The sequence below is a fragment of the Spirosoma koreense genome (genome assembly GCF_054777875.1).
This window is the reverse complement of sequence record NZ_BAAHAC010000027.1, coordinates 399,960-418,864: the sequence shown is the minus strand read 5'-3', so window position 1 is coordinate 418,864 and position 18,905 is coordinate 399,960. Positions and strand designations below refer to the sequence as shown.

The 18,905-nt window shown below is 49.6% G+C and carries 20 protein-coding genes and 1 tRNA gene; 7 read left to right on the top strand and 14 right to left on the bottom strand.

From position 1 onward, the window contains the following. Nucleotides 1-319: 319 nt before the first annotated feature. Complete coding sequence (locus ACYVC2_RS27355) at nucleotides 320-568, bottom strand: hypothetical protein (RefSeq protein WP_461107940.1); 249 nt, start codon at nucleotides 566-568, stop codon at nucleotides 320-322. Between the two features lie 156 nt (nucleotides 569-724). Further along, the gene (locus ACYVC2_RS27350) at nucleotides 725-1,546 is read right to left on the bottom strand and encodes a T9SS type A sorting domain-containing protein (protein WP_461107938.1); all 822 of its coding nucleotides are present in this window, start codon (nucleotides 1,544-1,546) and stop codon (nucleotides 725-727) included. A gap of 178 nt (nucleotides 1,547-1,724) precedes the next feature. Between ACYVC2_RS27350 and ACYVC2_RS27345 the strand changes: the two genes are divergently transcribed. The 5 genes from ACYVC2_RS27345 to ACYVC2_RS27325 all read left to right on the top strand — a co-directional run bounded on the left by ACYVC2_RS27345 (nucleotide 1,725) and on the right by ACYVC2_RS27325 (nucleotide 6,936). Continuing rightward, a complete protein-coding gene (locus ACYVC2_RS27345) occupies nucleotides 1,725-3,626 on the top strand; it encodes a sensor histidine kinase (protein WP_461107936.1) in 1,902 nt (633 codons plus the stop codon). A gap of 73 nt (nucleotides 3,627-3,699) precedes the next feature. After that, nucleotides 3,700-4,380 carry a response regulator transcription factor gene (locus ACYVC2_RS27340; RefSeq protein WP_461107934.1) on the top strand — a complete coding sequence of 227 codons (681 nt, stop codon included), beginning with the start codon at nucleotides 3,700-3,702 and terminating at the stop codon, nucleotides 4,378-4,380. An 84-nt stretch (nucleotides 4,381-4,464) separates the two neighbouring features. Beyond that, nucleotides 4,465-5,436, top strand: coding sequence for a porphobilinogen synthase (gene hemB / locus ACYVC2_RS27335; RefSeq protein WP_461107932.1), 972 nt, complete (start codon nucleotides 4,465-4,467; stop codon nucleotides 5,434-5,436). Continuing rightward, nucleotides 5,433-6,770: a dihydroorotase gene (locus ACYVC2_RS27330; RefSeq protein ID WP_461107929.1), complete on the top strand. Its 1,338-nt coding sequence runs from the start codon at nucleotides 5,433-5,435 to the stop codon at nucleotides 6,768-6,770. Before hemB ends, ACYVC2_RS27330 begins: the two co-directional genes overlap by 4 nt. Nucleotides 6,771-6,852: 82 nt before the next feature. Beyond that, nucleotides 6,853-6,936 (top strand) — tRNA-Leu (locus tag ACYVC2_RS27325). A 189-nt stretch (nucleotides 6,937-7,125) separates the two neighbouring features. Here ACYVC2_RS27325 and lgt read toward each other — a convergent pair. Then, nucleotides 7,126-8,127, bottom strand: coding sequence for a prolipoprotein diacylglyceryl transferase (gene lgt / locus ACYVC2_RS27320; protein WP_461107927.1), 1,002 nt, complete (start codon nucleotides 8,125-8,127; stop codon nucleotides 7,126-7,128). Nucleotides 8,128-8,327: 200 nt separating this feature from the next. On the opposite strand from lgt, the gene ACYVC2_RS27315 reads away from it, so the two are divergent. Both ACYVC2_RS27315 and ACYVC2_RS27310 read left to right on the top strand, forming a co-directional pair. Continuing rightward, nucleotides 8,328-9,200: an alpha/beta fold hydrolase gene (locus ACYVC2_RS27315; RefSeq protein ID WP_461107925.1), complete on the top strand. Its 873-nt coding sequence runs from the start codon at nucleotides 8,328-8,330 to the stop codon at nucleotides 9,198-9,200. A 117-nt stretch (nucleotides 9,201-9,317) separates the two neighbouring features. Then, the gene (locus ACYVC2_RS27310) at nucleotides 9,318-10,298 is read left to right on the top strand and encodes a lipid A deacylase LpxR family protein (protein WP_461107923.1); all 981 of its coding nucleotides are present in this window, start codon (nucleotides 9,318-9,320) and stop codon (nucleotides 10,296-10,298) included. A 400-nt stretch (nucleotides 10,299-10,698) separates the two neighbouring features. On the opposite strand, the gene ACYVC2_RS27305 is transcribed toward ACYVC2_RS27310, so the two are convergent. From ACYVC2_RS27305 to rpmG, 11 genes are all read right to left on the bottom strand, one after another. After that, nucleotides 10,699-11,712, bottom strand: a complete 1,014-nt coding sequence (locus tag ACYVC2_RS27305; RefSeq protein WP_461107921.1) for an aspartate-semialdehyde dehydrogenase — start codon at nucleotides 11,710-11,712, stop codon at nucleotides 10,699-10,701. Between the two features lie 137 nt (nucleotides 11,713-11,849). Next, the gene (locus ACYVC2_RS27300) at nucleotides 11,850-12,542 is read right to left on the bottom strand and encodes a hypothetical protein (protein ID WP_461107919.1); all 693 of its coding nucleotides are present in this window, start codon (nucleotides 12,540-12,542) and stop codon (nucleotides 11,850-11,852) included. 79 nt (nucleotides 12,543-12,621) lie between these two features. Then, entirely contained in the window at nucleotides 12,622-13,215 is a 594-nt protein-coding gene (locus tag ACYVC2_RS27295) for a 5-formyltetrahydrofolate cyclo-ligase (RefSeq protein WP_461107917.1), read from the bottom strand. 18 nt (nucleotides 13,216-13,233) lie between these two features. Beyond that, complete coding sequence (gene bshC, locus ACYVC2_RS27290; RefSeq protein ID WP_461107914.1) at nucleotides 13,234-14,781, bottom strand: bacillithiol biosynthesis cysteine-adding enzyme BshC; 1,548 nt, start codon at nucleotides 14,779-14,781, stop codon at nucleotides 13,234-13,236. Between the two features lie 88 nt (nucleotides 14,782-14,869). Continuing rightward, nucleotides 14,870-16,180 carry a 30S ribosomal protein S12 methylthiotransferase RimO gene (gene rimO / locus ACYVC2_RS27285; RefSeq protein WP_461107912.1) on the bottom strand — a complete coding sequence of 437 codons (1,311 nt, stop codon included), beginning with the start codon at nucleotides 16,178-16,180 and terminating at the stop codon, nucleotides 14,870-14,872. Nucleotides 16,181-16,240: 60 nt separating this feature from the next. Continuing rightward, nucleotides 16,241-16,600 carry a hypothetical protein gene (locus tag ACYVC2_RS27280; protein ID WP_461107910.1) on the bottom strand — a complete coding sequence of 120 codons (360 nt, stop codon included), beginning with the start codon at nucleotides 16,598-16,600 and terminating at the stop codon, nucleotides 16,241-16,243. A 134-nt stretch (nucleotides 16,601-16,734) separates the two neighbouring features. Further along, a complete protein-coding gene (locus tag ACYVC2_RS27275; RefSeq protein ID WP_461107908.1) occupies nucleotides 16,735-16,941 on the bottom strand; it encodes a prevent-host-death family protein in 207 nt (68 codons plus the stop codon). Beyond that, nucleotides 16,938-17,201, bottom strand: a complete 264-nt coding sequence (locus ACYVC2_RS27270; RefSeq protein WP_461107906.1) for a type II toxin-antitoxin system RelE family toxin — start codon at nucleotides 17,199-17,201, stop codon at nucleotides 16,938-16,940. Before ACYVC2_RS27270 ends, ACYVC2_RS27275 begins: the two co-directional genes overlap by 4 nt. Before the next feature lie 4 nt (nucleotides 17,202-17,205). Continuing rightward, on the bottom strand, nucleotides 17,206-18,162 hold the full coding sequence (gene ftsY, locus ACYVC2_RS27265) for a signal recognition particle-docking protein FtsY (protein ID WP_461107904.1): 957 nt from the start codon (nucleotides 18,160-18,162) through the stop codon (nucleotides 17,206-17,208). Between the two features lie 162 nt (nucleotides 18,163-18,324). Further along, on the bottom strand, nucleotides 18,325-18,480 hold the full coding sequence (locus tag ACYVC2_RS27260) for a DUF4295 domain-containing protein (RefSeq protein ID WP_405516865.1): 156 nt from the start codon (nucleotides 18,478-18,480) through the stop codon (nucleotides 18,325-18,327). Nucleotides 18,481-18,565: 85 nt separating this feature from the next. Continuing rightward, nucleotides 18,566-18,751, bottom strand: coding sequence for a 50S ribosomal protein L33 (rpmG, locus tag ACYVC2_RS27255; protein ID WP_012929817.1), 186 nt, complete (start codon nucleotides 18,749-18,751; stop codon nucleotides 18,566-18,568). Nucleotides 18,752-18,905 lie beyond the last annotated feature (154 nt).

Below are 18,905 nucleotides of genomic sequence, written 5' to 3'. Positions count from 1 at the left end.
AAAGTTTTTGTCAGTGGATTAATACAAAATTAAAACTACAGGAAAGCAGAAATGGATTGATAGACAGCACACTAACAAATGCTGCGGGAGAGATAAAAAAGCAGGTAGAAGAGTAATGTAGCTTTTTTGCTACATCAACTATAAGCGTATCAGGAAAGAACAGACTGGACGTGCAGGAGGAAGAAAGATGGGAGCGGGTAAAATACCACTCAGAGGTGTCCTATAGAGGTTCTGTTCTTTAAAGAATAAGCTGTAAAGCCGAACTGTAAGCTCTTGTTGCGAATAGAGCGAGGGTATACGGAATTATTCCCGAAAGTTCTTAATAAGGACGGGCCGGACGTATGCTGGATAAAGCCACCAGTACCCGTTCGCTGAAGCCAGGCTTGGAAACCTGTACTGCATGCTGCCAGTTTGCTGACGCTGACGTTAGTTTGGGTTTAACTACACAAGCCGATGCTTTGGCCCGCAGTTGCTTACGTGCGGCAAACATATTGTGAGGGTGGCCCATACTCAGTGCCTGCCCGCTTATGCCTGTCAATAAGATGCCGAGAATTAAGATCGTCTTCATAAGCTTTACGTTCAATAACATTGCAAAGATATATGCTTAAGTTGGTATCTTGCAATACATAGTACTATATTTTTTCAAATATTTTTTTTGTGGTTTGCCGATGAGGAAGTCAGTGATGAGTTATTCGTCCGTGCTAAATTCCTCATCGGCAGATCGTTAGTCGACAACGATTCGTTTTACGGCACCATCTTCATTCTGAGTAACGGTAATGAAGTAAGTACCCTGCGATTTTTTACCGAGGTCAATCTGACCCACAAATTCACCCGAAAAATCCTTGATGTCACGTCTGGCTACTTCTTTACCCTTTGGATTAGTAACAACGATGCTTACGTCGCCCTTCGAAGGAGCCGTGAAACGAACGGTCAACTGATCGCGGTCCGGGTTATTGGGAAAGGCGTCCAAGCTTCGGATACTGGAAGGTTTTCCGCTGATCGTCCGTGCCCAGTCTTCGAAGGGACGGGCAATCTGCCGATCGAAATCCCTGGGAAACTGATATCGGAACTGATTCAATTTATCTACCATCGAATCCGTCTGCCCGTGAAAATCACGTTGCCAGGTTTGATTATTCCAGAAATCGGGATTGATTTTCTGCAAACGGCCCCGTTGAGCATACACATCGGCCGGCGCTCCTTTTTTACGGGGAGTAATTCGCTGACGGGTTACGGTCCGGTCGCCATCGTTATCTTCGACAATGATTGTCATCTGGCGTCGTCCACTGCCTTTTCGGGTTGCTTTCAGGGAGTCGACCAGTTTCATCACCAGTTTATCTCGGTCGGGGTCTTTCATTCCATTCAGCTTATAGGTGCGCTCGACTTCCCGAACCTCGTCGCCAGTCCGTTCGATGACCCGGACGTTTACCTCATCCGTTTGCGACTTTGACGACGATTCCGATTTCTGGGCCATTGTTACCCCACAGGCAGTACCGGTAAGCAGCAGGGCCAGAGCGAACCGGTATCCTGCAAAAACTGTTTTTTTCATAGCACGAAAGAATTGGAAACGAAGGAACAATAAGTTGCCAAACCAATTGATACAGGCGTTGTTAAAGTTTGTTAACGGGTCAATGAGTTGGTAGCTGGGTTCGTACTTTTACTGAGCTCCCGGCTAGTGTTCAATAGATAAATAAAATCAGCCGGGGGTTGCATGAGCGAGTAAAAAAATGTCGAAACAACGCATACGCTGGATAGTCATACTGATGGCCGTCGGACTCTTAGGGTTGGTCGGTCTGCAATTATACTGGATTAACAGCGCGCTGAATTTACAGAAAGAGCAGTTCGCTTATAAGGTGACCGATGCCCTGCAGGAAGTTGTCCGGACGCTGGAACGGCAGGAAATCGTTTACCTGACGAAGCAGCGCGTGCAGGCCCGCGACCAGCAAAGCCAGTTGATGTCGATTGCTAAAAAAGAGAACCATCCGGCCAGTACTAAACCGGTGGATGCGCGGAAAGCTAAACCGAAGCCTGAAGTAATTGCCGAAAGCAAAGGAATCAACCGGGATTTGCACCCACAATCGGCTACCCTGCAACTTACGCTGGGGACAAACCCTACCGCTGCGGTAGTGGTTCAGTCGGATATTCTGCATCCGATCGTACGCCCGCTATCGCCCGAGCAGATGGCGGTCGTTGAAGAGTTTTACCGCCAGCAAACCGAACTGATGGCCGTAGGCGACTGGCAGACGCAGTTGGTGCAACAGCATCAATTTGACCGATGGGCAGAAAACGTACTGGCGAACGAGCTAAATCAGATCAACAGCGCGCTCAACCGGAAGGATTCGATTGAGCGCGCTGTAAAACGGCGCAACCGCCTGGCTCAGCAACGAAAAGCCGGACAATCGACCCTTGCCAGTGCCACGCAGACAAGCGCAATTACCCGGCCAGCCAGTATGAGCCAGCACCGGGCCGAAGAACAGTCACACCGGATCAAGGATGTGCTGAAAGGGCTGCTCCTGGCCGACCGGCCCATCGAAGATCGGGTCAACCGGCTGGCATTGGATACGCTGTTGCGTCAGGCCCTTACGGAGCGGGGAATCAACATTCCTTTTGCCTATGCGGTCCGGACGCACCATCGTCCGCAGTTTCTGTTTGCGTCACTCGACATGAGCGCACAGGCATTCGACGCTGACGGGTACAAAGCTGCTTTGTTTCCGAACAACATGCTCGAAACCGGTAACTACGTTTACGTTCATTTTCCAACCCAGCAACAGTTTATTCTTGGTCGGCTGGGCTTTACATTCGCGGCATCGGCCGTTCTGATTTTAGTCATTCTGGCTTGTTTTTATATCGCAATCAGTACTATCGTCCGGCAGAAAAAGTTGGCTGATATCAAGAACGACTTCATCAATAACATGACGCACGAGTTCAAGACGCCGATTTCGACGATTTCGCTGGCTGTCGAGATGGCGCAGGAACAGCTGCGTTCGGAGGCCTTGTCGGCCAGTACTACAACCGGCCTGGCCGAACCGGCCAGCGGACACGATTTCCGGCTGTCGCGTTACATGGGCATTATCCGGGATGAGACCCGGCGGCTCGGTTCGCACGTGGAAAAAGTACTGCAAATGGCCCTGCTCGACCGGGGGGAGATCAAGCTAAACTTTTCGCCGGTTAACGTACACGACGTAATCGAAAAAGTTCTGAATAACCTGGGGCTGCAGATCGAGCAGCGTGGGGGCGAAGTCGATCTGCATTTCGATGCTGATCAGGAAGTAGTGGAAGCGGACGAGGTGCACCTGACCAATATTGTTTATAACCTGCTGGATAACGCGCTCAAGTACTCACCCGACAGCCCGCACATCACGCTCATTACCCGCAGCCTGCCCGAAGGGGTAAGCATTACTGTACAGGATGAAGGGCTGGGTATGACGAAAGACCAGACCAGTCGTATTTTCGAAAAATTCTATCGAGTACCCACTGGAAACCGGCACGATGTAAAAGGATTCGGCCTTGGCCTGAGCTATGTGAAGAAAATGGTCGACGAACACCACGGCCAGATTCAGGTCGAAAGCCAGCTGGGTAAAGGAAGTTCATTCGACGTGATTTTACCCTATAAACAAGAAAGCCAATAGGAGTCGGTGGGTATTCGGTAGCCAACAGGCTGCTAACCATCCACTGGCTACTGTTCACTGACCACTCATTTTCATGCCTACCATTCTATTAGTTGAGGATGACCCGAATCTGGGGCAACTGGTGCAGGAATACCTGACCATGAAAGGCTACGCTACCGACCGCGCGACGGATGGAAACCAGGGCCTGCAAAAATTCATGGGCGGGAACTACGACCTTTGCATTTTCGATGTGATGATGCCGAAGAAAGACGGCTTTACGCTGGCTAAAGAGGTCCGCATGGGCAACCGCGCCGTACCGATCATCTTTCTAACGGCTAAATCCATGCAGGAAGACACCATCCAGGGGTTTAAGGTCGGAGCCGACGATTATATGACCAAACCCTTCAGCATGGAAGAACTGCTGTTGCGCATACAGGCGATTCTTCGGCGTTCGCAACGGTCGGCCGATTCGTCGGAGCCGACAACCTATCAGATCGGTAGCTTCGCCTTCGATTATCAGCATCAATTATTGACGCAGAATGGTAGTGCCCAGAAACTAACCAGTAAGGAATCGGAGTTATTAAAACTACTGGCACAGAACCTGAATCAGCCCGTCAGTCGTAGTTTTGCCTTAAAAATGGTTTGGGGCGACGACTCGTACTTCAACGCTCGGAGCATGGACGTGTACGTGACGAAACTACGCAAATACCTTAAAGAAGACCCGGCGGTTCAGCTGGTCAATGTGCACGGGGAAGGATTTAAATTAATCGTATAAAATAGAGTTATTAGCGGCTAGTCGTCGGTTGTAAATAAAATGCTCTGACGAGGATGACCAGGGCCTGATGACTCAGAATGGCTTATGAACTTAATTCGTCGTCCGCGTCGAAACCGTCAATCGGCGGTTATTCGCGACATGGTGCAGGAAACCCGTTTGTCGGTTACTGATTTTATTCTGCCCGTATTCATCATGGAAGGGCAAAACGTCCGTTCGGAAGTAGCATCGATGCCCGGTATTTACCGTTTATCGCAGGATTTGCTACTGGACGAGATTCAGGAGTGCGTAGACCTGGGTATTCAGACCTTCGATTTATTTCCGAACCTTCCTGAATCGAAAAAAGACAAATACGCTACGGAGAGCTACAATCCCGACGGGCTGTATCTGCAAACCATCCGATCCATTAAAGACCGATTTCCGGACGTGGTCGTCATGACCGACGTAGCTATGGACCCTTACAGTTCCGACGGGCACGATGGCATTGTCGAAAATGGGAAGATTCTGAATGACCCGACCCTGGAAGTGCTGGGAAAAATGGCTCTAGCGCAGGCGCAGGCCGGCGCCACCATCGTTGGCCCTTCCGATATGATGGACGGCCGGGTGGGGTATCTGCGTCAGGTGCTCGATGCAGGTGGCTTTCACGACGTGGCTATCATGTCGTATGCCGCCAAATACGCCAGTGCCTTCTACGGACCCTTCCGCGATGCGCTGGATTCGGCCCCTAAGTTCGGCGATAAAAAAACCTACCAGATGAACCCGGCCAACAGCCGGGAAGCGCTGATCGAAGCGCAGCTCGATTTTGAAGAAGGAGCGGATTTTCTGATGGTGAAACCAGCCATGGCTTATCTGGATATCATCAAGCTGCTCAACGATAATTTTCATTTGCCCATCGCGGCTTATAATGTCAGCGGTGAGTATGCGATGATCAAAGCAGCCGCGCAAAAAGGATGGCTCGATGGCGAACGGGCGATGATGGAGTCGCTCATGGCGATCAAACGAGCCGGTGCTAACGTCATTTTAACGTATTTCGCTAAAGAAGCCGCCCGACTCTTATGAGCAAACTGCTGATACGCAACGCTCGGATAGTGAACGAAGGGCGAATTGTTGAGTCGGACGTACGAGTAGAGGACGGCTTTATTACCCAGATTCAGTCGGGACTATCGGAGATCAGTGGTGAGCTGGTTATCGATGCCCAGGGCCAGTACCTGCTGCCCGGTGTTATCGACGATCAGGTACATTTTCGCGAGCCAGGCCTGACCCATAAAGCGACCATCGGATCGGAGTCCCGGGCGGCCGTGGCCGGTGGGGTCACGAGCTTTATGGAGATGCCTAACACCGTTCCCAACGCGCTGACGCAGGAGCTGCTGGCGCAAAAGTATGCCATTGCCGCGCGAACGTCCCCAGCGAATTACTCGTTTTTCATGGGGGCCTCGAACGATAACCTCGACGAGGTATTACGAACGGACCCCGCCACGGTTTGCGGCATCAAGGTGTTTATGGGCTCTTCGACCGGAAACATGCTGGTCGATAACGAACGGGTGCTGGACGGGCTGTTCCGGCAAAGTCCCATGCTCATTGCCACTCACTGCGAGGATGAAGCGACGGTTCGCGCCAACACAGAATACTACAAAGCGAAGTACGGCGACAGTGCTACGGCGGAGTTGCATCCGTTGATCCGGAACGAAGAAGCCTGTCTGAAGTCATCGTCGCTGGCGGTCGAACTGGCTCGTCAGCACAACGCCCGGCTACACATTCTGCATATTTCGACTGCCGACGAGCTGAGTCTGTTTGACAATAAGCTGCCGCTGGCCGAAAAGCGAATTACGGCTGAAGTCTGCGTACACCACCTCTGGTTCGATAGCCGCGATTACGCAACCCTGGGGAATCTGATTAAATGCAATCCGGCGATAAAAGCACCGCACCATAAAGAAGCGCTACTGGCCGCTTTGCTGGACGACCGGCTGGATATCATCGCTACCGATCACGCTCCGCACACCTGGGATGAAAAGCAACAAGCTTACTGGCAGGCACCATCGGGATTGCCTTTAGTGCAACATCCGTTGCTGCTCATGCTTGATTTTGTCAAACAAGGTAAACTATCGATCGAAACGGTGGTCCGGAAAATGTGCCATGCCCCGGCTGACTGTTTTCAGATCGACCGGCGGGGCTATATCCGCGAAGGGTACTGGGCCGACCTGGTCCTGGTCGATGCTAACCAGCCGACAACCGTCTCAAAACCAGAGATTCTGTATCAATGTGGATGGTCACCGCTGGAAGGACATCGCTTCGGCTCGACAGTGACGCATACGATCGTATCGGGTAAGTTAGCGTATGCAAACGGCCAATTTGTGTCGGATATGCCCGGCGAACGACTGTTATTTAATCGGTAGGCGAATAAATTTTCTAGAAAAGTACTTGCAAAAAAGGCGTCTGACATCCTATCTTTGCAATCCCAACACGGGGAAACGTACTGCCGAAGTGGTGAAATTGGTAGACACGCACGTTTCAGGGGCGTGTGTCTTTACGGACATGCGAGTTCGAGTCTCGCCTTCGGCACACCATAAAGCCGCGATCAATTGTTAATCAGTTGATTGCGGCTTTTAGTTTAAACAATTTCTACAAACTAAAGTCTCTTCTGTAAAGACTTGATTGTTAGAGCCTTTAATTAACCAAAGCAAACAGGCAAGCCAAGATACATAATAACTTGGCTTACCATCTGTTTTAAAGTGTAGGGGCAATCTACTATTAAATGTTTCTTTCGTTAGCTTCTTTGTACACTCTCGATCTCAGAGCGATCATAGGTTCTACAGAAACATTTAAATCCGTACATGACGTGGCTGTTTCCTCTAAGTTAGCTTTGGTGAATGCTGGCGAAGCTGATTGTTCCTCGCACTGGTAACAAAGGCTCGACGCCTGAATCACCAAGGCAACCGGAAGAAGAGAAGCAGGTCTGATAAAATTTCTGAGTAGTAAAATTACCCCGAGTAGAATGGCGGGTATACTCAGGAGTTGCCCCATGTTAAGGCTCATATTGTCTTCAAACGTAACCTGGTTTTCTTTTAGAAATTCCCAGACGAAGCGCAGGCCAAACACCCAAACCAAAGCGATTCCTAATAGAGTCCCCGGGGCCGCCCGGTTGCGGTAATTTTTCCAATACCAGAACAGACCAATCGCTAAAATCAGGTAAGACAGGGACTCATAGAGTTGGGTGGGATGGCGCGGTACCTGACTAAACTCATGATCTCTCAGGAAGATGAAAGCCCAGGGTACATCGGTCGGTTTACCCAGAATTTCGGAGTTCATCAGATTGCCAAAGCGGATAAAGGCCCCGGCTAAAGCGCCCACAATGCAAATCCGATCGCTAACCCACAAAAACGTTTGGCCACTGGTTCGACTTGACTGGCGACGGGAATAAAGCCAAAGACCGATGATGATGCCCAGGATTCCCCCATGGCTGGCCAATCCACCGAAAGGGGGTGTTATGATGTATAACGGATCCTCAATGAACATATACGGTTCATAAAACAAGAAGTGTCCTAGTCTGGCCCCCAAAATTGTCGAGATAACCATTGTTATCAGTAAGGAATCCGTATCGGAAAGAGGCTTCTTCTCGGTTCTGAAAATGTAGGTCATAACCTGAAACCCGATCAGAAACCCAGTAGCGAACAGCAGGCCATACCATCTGACGGGCCAGGAGCCAATACGGAAGAGTTCAGGATCAACATTCCAGATAATGTATTGAAGCATATTTTCTGATGTGTTTAGTATCTACTAAAGAAGCGACAAGGTATTATGTAAACGACAGATTATCTATGTCCGGGCGAAACTAACCCAGGTTACAGATAGCAGTCTTTATTTCTGTTCATCATTCATTCTCATCCTACCATATTCCTGGAACAATCCACTCGGTTTGAAAGTAAAAGGGTATGAACCAACTATTTTAGCCGATGTCTATTGTAGAATCCACTCAGGGATCAACCGATTTTCGGCACAGCCAGGTTGTGGTGGAAGGGGTATCCATCCACGTTGTCACGGTCGGTCAGGCTGACCGGCCTGCTGTGCTGTTTCTTCACGGATTTCCGGAAAACTGGCAGGCTTTTGAAAAAGTTATGGCTGGGCTTGGTCCTGATTTTTATTTAGTTACCATTGATTTGCCTGGCGTAGGAGAATCTGGAAAAATACCTGCCAACGACAAACGGACGATCGCCCGGTATGTGCATGGAGTCGTTCATTCCCTGCAACTGACCAATGTAACCCTGGTGGGGCACGATGTGGGGGGTATGGTCACCTACGCTTACCTGCACGACTATCCGACAGAGCTGACGAAAGCAGTCATCATGAACGTAGCTGTTCCGAGTGTCGATCCCTGGGCGAAGGTTCGGCAGAATCCGCAGATCTGGCACTTTACGTTTCACTCGATCCCTGAGTTGCCGGAAGCGTTGATCATGGGAAAGCAACGGGTGTATTTCGATTACTATTTCAATACCATAGCCGCAAAACCCGATCAGATTGACGAGCAGGCCAGAGATCGGTACGCTCAGGCTTACGCCAGCCCGGACGCGCTGCATACGGGCATCGAGTGGTATCGTACGTTCCCGCAGGACGAAAAAGAGAATGAAAGTACGAAGGGTCAGTTGGTTCAGATGCCGGTACTGTATATTCGGGGTGGGCGCGAATATGGTGATATCGACGAATATCTGGATGGCTTTCGTCGGAGTGGCCTGGTGAATATTCAGGGGGAAATTATTCCTGGCAGTGGTCATTATGCCCCCGAAGAAGCACCCGGCGAAGTCGTACAGCTTCTGAAGGAATTTATATAAACGTCTCAGTAAATTGAGCGATTCACTAACTTCTCTCCAACCAATACATTTGTCCAGGGTTGTATCTTAAAACGGGTGTAGCGCTGGCACAGAGCCGCCTGTCCGCTTATTTGCTGCATGAATCTTTTATATAAACGGGCGTTACTCCTTGGTCTTTTATACGCCTATGTGCTCACTGGTTTTGGGCAACATCCGTATGAGGTTAAGGTCACGTCGGAAAATGACAATTATTGTCTCCAGTTTCATGACGGTTATTATACGAATGGCTTGTTTCTGACCGTCAATTACTTACCCAACCGGCTGAATAACCGCATTCGTGAAGGGGATAAGCTCACTAAAATTACGGCCAGCTACCAATTGGGGCAAATGATCTTTACCCCCGGAATCATTTCCGATAAAATTACCATCGATCTGATCGACCGGCCATATGCAGGGTATTTATTCCTGGAAAAAAGCATGTCTTTCTTTTACAAAAGAGGCCATGTTCTGAAAACGTCGCTTGCCGTTGGCACGACCGGACGAAATGCCCTGGGGCAGCAGACGCAGTTATTTATTCACAGACTCTTCGATCTGGTCAGGCCAAGTGGCTGGGGATACCAGGTTAAAAATGAAGTTGGTGTTAACGCCCAGGCTCAATACTGGCATAAACTCATCCGGGCTGATCAGGGTAAAAAATGGTTTGACGTTCACGCTGCTACTCAACTAACCGTTGGCAATACGTTTACGAATGCATCGGCCGGGCTCTTGTTTCAGATCGGGCGGTTTGCGCCCGCACATCAGTCGGCCTTCTTCGACGCCCGCATCGACCGGAGACCGTCGGCTGCGCAACCAGCTACCGAGTTCTTCTTCTTTTTTCAACCAGCCTGTCAGTATCAGTTATATAACGCGACCGTAGAAGGTGGCTTTTTTAACGATAACAGAGGGTCGGTAGTAGCCGGGATCAATCACTGGCTGTATAGAAACGAGGCAGGGGTTGTCTTTTCGCAGCCCAGATGGACGTTTCAACTAACATACACCTTCAAACAGCGGGAAGCGGTGAGTATGAAACAGGCTGAGCAATACGCTGGCTTGAGTGCTGCGTATCGATTCGGTCAATGAGCTAAAGAACTTTTCAGCCATCGCAAAAGGCGCAACGGTAAAAAGTCCTGTAAACATCGAAAGACAGGCCGTTAATGCACCGTTAGGAATTTGGGACATGATCAGTCGTCGGCGCGGGCTTTCGATACCGGAAATCAGGACCGGAGTAAAACAGCTAATACCGAAACCCTAAATCGGATACAACCGCCAATGGCCAGCAGGCTCACGATTATGGTGAATACGAAAGTAGTCCCCTGAATCGGATTGCTGGATGTATATGGCCGAAAACGTGGCCTTTTTCTCAAAGCACGTTTCGACGATGTAGGCGATTGACGTCTTCAGCGTCCAGCCAAAATTGGCAGAAGAAAAAAATCCCCACGGTTTTGTCGCGGGGATTTTTTTTCTTCTGATAGCCAACAGATTAGGCGGCTACTTCTTCGCTGCCAACCAGGCTGTGTTTCAGTAGATATTCAGCAATTTGCACGGCATTAGTAGCGGCTCCTTTTCGCAGGTTATCGGCTACGATCCACATGTTCAGTGTTTTGGGCTGACTTTCATCACGCCGGATACGACCGACGAACACCTCATCTTTACCATGAGCCGTTAAGGGCATCGGATAGATTTTGTTTTGTGGATCGTCCTGAACAACAACACCTTCGGCATTTTTCAGTAGTTCGACTACGTCGTTCAGTTCAAATTCGTTCTCGAATTCAATGTTGACTGCCTCCGAGTGCCCACCGATCGTCGGGATACGCACGGTCGTAGCTGTCACCTGAATCGAGTCGTCGCCCATGATTTTCTTGGTCTCGTTCACCATTTTCATCTCCTCTTTCGTATACCCGTTGTCGAGAAAGACGTCGATATGGGGCAGCACGTTCAGATCGATGGGGTGCGGGTATACCTTGGGGGCATCCTGACTGCCCGACCGTTCGGCAAAAAGCTGGTCAACAGCCGCTTTTCCGGTACCGGTCACTGACTGATAAGTCGAAACGACGACCCGTTTAACCTTGTACCGATCGTGCAGAGGTTTCAGCGCAACGACCATCTGGATCGTTGAACAGTTTGGGTTAGCGATAATTTTATCTTCGGGTGTCAGTGTATCCGCGTTAATTTCCGGAACAACCAGTTTTTTGGTCGGGTCCATCCGCCAGGCCGACGAATTATCGACAACGGTGATGCCCGCTTCGGCAAACTTGGGGGCCAGCGCCAGCGACGTTCCGCCACCGGCCGAAAAAATCGCAACGGCAGGTTTAGCAGCAATGGCATCCTCGAAGCTAACAACCTTATACGGTTTACCCTTAAACTCCACCTGTTTACCTACCGACCGCTCGGAAGCAACGGGAATGAGTTCAGAGACGGGGAAGTTACGTTCTTCCAGCACCTTCAGGATTTCGCCACCGACAAGGCCCGTGGCGCCAACGACTGCGATTTTCATTTGACTGATTCGGATGACCAGGCTGATGATCACCCTTGTTTAAGTGATTAATAACTAGCGGGTTTTGATCCGCGATCCAATTTGGAGTGCAAAAATACGGCAAAACTTTGACGCACAGGCACTATCCCCTAAAAAAGTTAAAAGTGCCCGATTACGCCAAGTCCCGAATTACCGAAGGTGGCGTAGGGTGATACGTGCCAGGATATTCCCTGTTGCTTTAGCGAGCGATTATAATATTGTACTGCCCGACGAAAATGCTGGCCCGGCAAATGCATTCCCCAGCCGACACCCGCCATAATAACTCCGCCCAGGAGGGTAGCACCTCCGGCACCAAAGGCGTTTTGACGACGTGTATCGGTTACGGTCTGATAACCCGCAATCTGCCCGCCGTACACCAACGTTCCGGCGGTAGCATTGCCTCCGCATGCGTATCCTGTCGGGCACACATAGGGTTGCTGCATGGTAAACTTACCATCGCTGCCCGGACCATTCGATCCCATAATAATTCCACCAACTATGGCTGTTACGACCCCGCCGGCGATAAGCCAGTTACCTGTCTGGCGGCTGTTCAGGTATTTATTCAACTCACCGATGGCGTTTGGATCGCCAGAAGCAAGAATGTAGGGAGCCAGATCTTTAGGATGCCGCACATCAAGCCCGTCATATATATACTGGGTCCTGGCCGACCCACCGTACCGGCTATAGCTATGGCCAGGAATGAACTCACTTTCAATAGGTTTAAGCGTTTGCGGACGGATAACGTGGGTTGTATCAATCTGTGCCCAGAGCGTAAGTGGGTAAACGAAAAAAATAGTGAGTAGAGTTTTCATAGTTCCGTTCGTGAGTTACCGAAAGATAGATACGGAACCATAAAATCAGGTTAAAAGATAACTAAATCTTAATTAAAAACTATTCAAAACGGTATGTCTGAGTTGGAGTAATACATAGGTCCAAGCGTATGTCCGTCGAGGCAATAGCATCTATCTGCATGACAGGGTCGGCTAAAGAGAGGCCAATTTTCAGACAGTCCGGCCGGCATTCGGCTAGAAAACGATCGTAATATCCTCCTCCATACCCAACGCGGTGACCCTGCTGGTCGAACACCAGCAACGGCACAAGTACCAGACTGAAATCGCCAGGCTGTTTGAGATGTCGGTGGGCCAACGAAGGTTCGGGAATGCCCCAGCGATTTAGCGCAAGCGGTGTTTCAGAAAATAATAGAGAATGGCTTAATGTGTTTTTAGATGAATCGGTGATGGGTACCGCTACGCTTATGTGTGGATAGGATTGCCACAAACGGTTGATTATCTGCCAGGTATCCACTTCGTTCTGACGCCTGATAGGCAGGAAGGTATGAATAATGGCTGACGTATCGGTAGGCTGGCTTCCAGCCAGGAAATCGAAGAAACGATCGGCAATCAACTGGCTACGCCGTTCCGCTTCGCCAGGCGAAAGCGCTTTTCGTTCAGCCAGATACCGGCAACGTAATTCTTCTTTTGTCATGCTGCCGCTCGGTTGCTTTTAGGACAGACACAACTGCATCCGGAAATCGAAAGGATCGAAAACCGCCAGCATGTTTTGAAGAAAAGCCCGGTCGTTGAGGTAGAACGTGAGGAAGTTTTCACTACGTTCCTGCAAACCACCGTTCGGAAAAAGCTCGTTTTTAATAGCGAGCAGTTGTCGGACACCGGTCTCCTGATTCCGCTCTTCGGCACGTCGCATTTTCTTCTCGAGCCGGGCAACCGCGTTGGCAAACCGCTTGGTTTCGGCCAGAACAGCTTTCTCCAGGGTTGGATCGACCATCTGTGCTTTATGAAGTATAGCATCCAGCGCCTTGTTGACGGTTTTGTTCTCGTTGTCGAACTTGAGTGTGTGTCGGGTGTGATGATCGATGAACTCCCGTTTCAACGTCAGCGTATCCTGAAAAAGCTCTTCGGGAGTCAGGCCGAGTTTGCCGATGCGCTGCGCACTCACCGAGGGCACGTACATGGCAAAATTACGGGGCATCAGCATCGGAAAAGGAGTCTGGAAATGATCGAAAACGCTTTTCAGCTGCAGCCAGTAAGGCACTTCAGACGGCCCGCCGATATAAGCCAGATTAGGTAATATGGTTTCCTGATACAAGGGCCGCAGCACGACATTCGGACTGAACTTTTCGGGGTGCTTATCCAACAGATCCAGGATTTCGCTTTCCGAAAAAGTAAGTTTGGTATGCAGCACCCGATAGGTGCCATCCTCTTTTCGTTCGATCCGTTCGCGGAGCTGGTTGTCGAGGTAAAACAGATTTATATCGCGTGGAGTGATAACGGTTTTGTAGCCCAGTTTTTCGAGCTTCGCGGTCTGTTGATGTACTAGTTCACCTGATTTTTGCTGAGTTAACTCATCGTGCATGACAGGCGAAAAAATACGCTTCAGTTCGGCGTCGTCAGCGTCCAGACAGATCAGACCTTCTGCCCCAAACAGCTCGTTGACGTAGTGCCGGGTAGCATCTGCCAGCGTATCGTGATTCAGATAAGCCTGTTCAAATAAGGTTAACTTTTCGGGTATCTGATCGAAAAGAGCTTTCAGTTCCTTTGGATTCATGCGCCCGACGGCGCCACGCTGCTCCGTTTGCCAGCTATAGGCATTGCCGAAAATACGGACATGATTGATTTCCGCGAAGTCATGGTCTTCGGTGGCCATCCAGTAAACGGGCACAAAAGTATATTCCGGATAAGCCGCTTTTAGCCGTCGCGCCAGATTGATAGTCGTGATAAGCTTATAAACGATATAAAGCGGACCCGTGAAAATATTCAGCTGATGCCCCGTAGTAACCGTAAATGTGTTGGGCTGGAGAAGAACCGAAAAATCAGGCCTGGTGGTAACAGACTCATATTGCCGCTCCAGTGTACTGACAAGCACCCGTCGTTTAGCATCGTCGAAGGTTTTTTCTTCAATCTGCTTCCGAAAGGCGGTTATCTCCGGAAAGTGGTTGTAGAAGGATTTAAGCGAATCTTTTTGCGAGATGTAATCGAGAAAGAGTGGTGAAAACTGGCCCGTTGAGGCAAGTGACAGGTACTGACAGTCCATGCAGGTTGCAGGTTGGGATTTATTCGGCTCAACAACAGAAAAACCCGCAAGGTTCGGTTACGAGTAGGCTTGCGGGTTCACAGAGAAATTAAGCGATTACCTCTCCGTATAAATCAAAATCCTCCGCACGGCTGATCCGGACGTGGGCAAAATCGCCGAGTCGAACGTATTGTGAAGCCGGTACCAGTACTTCATTGTCGACCTCGGGCGAATCCGCTTCCATACGACCGATGAAATAACCGCCCTCTTTTCGGTCAAACAGCACCTTATAGGTTTTACCAACTTTCTGCTGGTTCAGCTCATGAGAAATTCCCTGCTGCAGTTCCATCAGTTCGTCAGCGCGTTCCTGCTTCACATCGGCCGGAATATCGTCGGGAATGGAGAAAGAATGCGTATTTTCTTCGTGCGAGTACGTAAAGACACCCATCCGGTCGAAGCGCATCCGTTCAACAAAATCGTAGGTTTCCTCGAACATAGCGTCGGTTTCGCCCGGATGCCCCACAATGAGTGTCGTACGTAGGGTAATGTCGGGAACCTTCTGCCGAATCGTATCGATCAGGTTCTCGGTCTTCTCCCGCGTGATACCCCGACGCATGATTTTTAGCAATTCGGTCGAGCCAGTCTGCAAGGGCATGTCCAGGTAGTGGCAAACGTTGGGCCGGTTGCGCATGACATCGAGTATTTCCAGCGGAAAACCAGACGGGTAAGCGTATTGTAAGCGTATCCAGTCGATCCCCTCAACATCCGCTAACTGGTCGACCAGATCGGCCAGGTTTCGCTTTTTGTACAAATCCAGGCCGTAGTAGGTCAGGTCCTGTGCGATCAGAATCAGCTCTTTCGTTCCCCGACGGGCCAGCGATTTGGCCTCGATGACTAATTCGTCGATCGAGCGGGACACATGCTTACCCCGCATGAGTGGAATGGCGCAGAATGAGCAGGGACGGTCGCAGCCTTCGGCAATCTTAAGATATGCATAGTGGCTGGGTGTGGTCAGGAGTCGCTCACCCACGAGCTCGTGTTTATAATCGGCCCGAAGCGTTTTTAGCAGGCGGGGCATCTCATTGGTCCCGAACCAGGCATCGACAGTCGGAATCTCAACTTCGAGCTCGTCTTTATAACGGTGCGACAGGCAACCCGTTACGTAGACTTTATCTACCACGCCCGCATCTTTGGCATCGACGTAGCGCAGGATGGTATTGATGGATTCTTCTTTGGCATTATCGATAAAACCGCACGTATTGATAACGACGATGTTCGCATCGTCTTTCTTCGATTCGTGGGTTACGTCCATACCATTGCCTCTGAGTTGTGTAAACAGCACCTCCGAATCGACCAGGTTCTTCGAGCAGCCGAGCGTAACGATATTGATTTTATTTGTGCGTACTCCTTTGGTTTTCATACAAGTAAGGCGGGCCGAAACCCGCTTGAATAAACGACCGCGGGCTTTTCCCCGCGTTACTTAAAATACGGCCTGATGAGAAATCTCGAATTTTATGTCAGACTGTTGGTTTTTCCGGACAGTAACCGGAAAAATATTATTCTGCGTGTCGGACAGGTTGGCATACAGCCCTTTAGGCTCCCGAACCAGTAGCGAATATTGGCCAACTGGTAGTGTCACGCAGAACTTGCCATTCTTATCTGATTTTACCGTTTTAACAGGTTTGGCGTCTTTCACGGAGTTGATAAAGCCATTTTCACCGGCGTCTACCTGACTCATGTTCAGCAACGGAAAAATAAGCACTTCCCGTTCGGCGGGCTGTCCGGTTGGAGCCGGTCGGTCGGGACTGGGCATGAAATTGCCGCGCTTCACGACAATCATGCCGCAAATGCCTTGAAATTTAATGGGCTTCGCTGGTTGAATACGGGTCTTTTTTTGGGCGTAGGACCCCTGAGAGAAGATTAGTGCCAATCCTATTAGGATCAGTATAGAACCAGGAAAAACACGCCAAATTTTCATAAACCCAGCTCTTTTTGTACGTCTTCCAAAGTATGCCAGGTTGTAGTGTCATTTTTTACGTTCAAGGCGTGGATGTAATCCACAAAGTCCTCAAGGCTGTCAAAAGAGGATAGGCTTTGTTGAAGAGCCTGGTATTCCTCAAAAGGAATGACTGCAAACGTAGGCTTGCCCTCGGACTGAATAATTTGAGCGTTCAGTGTCATTCGTAAATATCCTTTCGGTGTCCAAGTTCAATAACAGCAATAATGCGAACAGCATCGTGCCGATCATACAAAACACGATAATTACCTACTCGTAATCTGAAAATAGCCTCCGGATGATTATTAAGCCTTTTTACGTTCGTCTTACTGTCAGGATCTTTGGCCAATTCTTCAAGCGCAGCAATAATTCGTTCAGTATCAGGCTTAGAAATTCGCTTCAGACTCTTAAGGGCTCTGTCTGAAAATATCAGCTGATAAGCCATTCGGTTACTTCTTGAAGAACGAATCCACAAACTCCATCTTGTTGAAGGTCTGCAGGTCGTCTATTTTTTCGCCGACACCGATGTATTTGACCGGGATTTTAAACTGATCCGAAATACCGATCACCACACCCCCTTTAGCCGTACCGTCCAGCTTCGTAATAGCCAGCGCCGTAACCTCCGTCACTTTCGTAAATTCCGTAGCCTGAATAAACGCGTTCTGGCCGGTCGACCCATCGAGCACCAGAAGCACTTCGTGGGGAGCGTCGGGAGTGAATTTCTGCATGACCCGCTTGATCTTGGCCAACTCATTCATCAGGTTCACTTTCGTGTGCAACCGGCCGGCGGTATCGATAATCACGACATCGGCTCCCGTTTCCGTAGCTTTTTTTACTGCGTCGAAGGCAACCGCCGAAGGGTCGGTATTCATCCCGTGCGAAATGACCGGTACACCCACACGCTCGCCCCAAAGCTTGAGCTGATCGACGGCCGCAGCCCGGAACGTATCGCCTGCACCCAACACCACGTTCTTTCCCCGCTTGTGAAATTGAGCCGCCAGTTTGCCAATCGTCGTCGTTTTCCCTACGCCGTTGACCCCTACGACCATGATCACGTATGGTTTTTTGTTGGCGGGCAAGGCAAAGTCATCACCGACGTCGGTCGTGTTATTGTCGGAGAGCAAAGCTGCTATTTCCTCCCGCAGAATCCGGTCTAGTTCATCCGTGCCCATGTACTTGTCGCGGGCGACCCGATTTTCGATCCGCTGGATAATTTTGACGGTAGTTTCAACGCCTACATCGGACGAAACCAATATGTTCTCAACCTCATCCAGTACTTCTTCGTCAACCGTCGATTTACCGACGACGGCCCGGCCAAGTTTGGAGAAAAAACTATCTTTTGTTTTCTCCAGTCCTTTGTCGAGTGTTTCTTTTTTTTCTTTCGAGAATAAACCAAATAAAGCCATAGTGTCGATAGTCGCTTGTCGTTAGCAATAAGTCGTCGGCTTGGAATAGATGTCTACCGACTATCGACTCATGACCAGACAATCGGTTTAACAAAACTACCATAAAAAAAGTCCCACAAAGCCGTTAGGGCTGTGGGACCTTGTTCGTGAGTCGATGCACGTTTAGGCTTTTAAAGCGGCCTGCACTTCATCAACCGGGACCATTTCTTCTTTGAAGGTGTACGCGCCGGTTTTAGGCGACTTAACGGCTTTGATAATCTTGGCGAATGCCTTGCCGTTATCCTTCGTTTTCAGGGTTGCAACTACCTTTTTTGCCATTGTCTTAGTCGTTCATGGTTAGTCAACAATCGTTAGCTATAGCAGGATATTACCCCGGCAGCTACCAACCGTGGGCTAACGAGGCTTATTTAATTTCTTTGTGCAACGTTACTTTCTTGAGGAACGGATTGTATTTCTTCCGTTCGATACGAGCCGGCGTATTTTTCCGGTTTTTCGTGGTGATGTACCGGGACATACCGGGAACACCGCTGTCTTTTTGCTCGGTGCATTCCAGAATAACCTGGATTCTATTGGCGCCTTTCTTTGCCATTGCTAAAGTCTGTTTTCTCGATAAGGAGCGCAAAGGTACGAAATCCGTTCGATTCTGCCAATAGCTATCCTAGAAAAAGTAATGATTTGTAGTTAGTTAAAGCCAGAAAGCCATAAGTTTCTTGCCAATCGGGCGCTGAGTTACGACCTTTGGA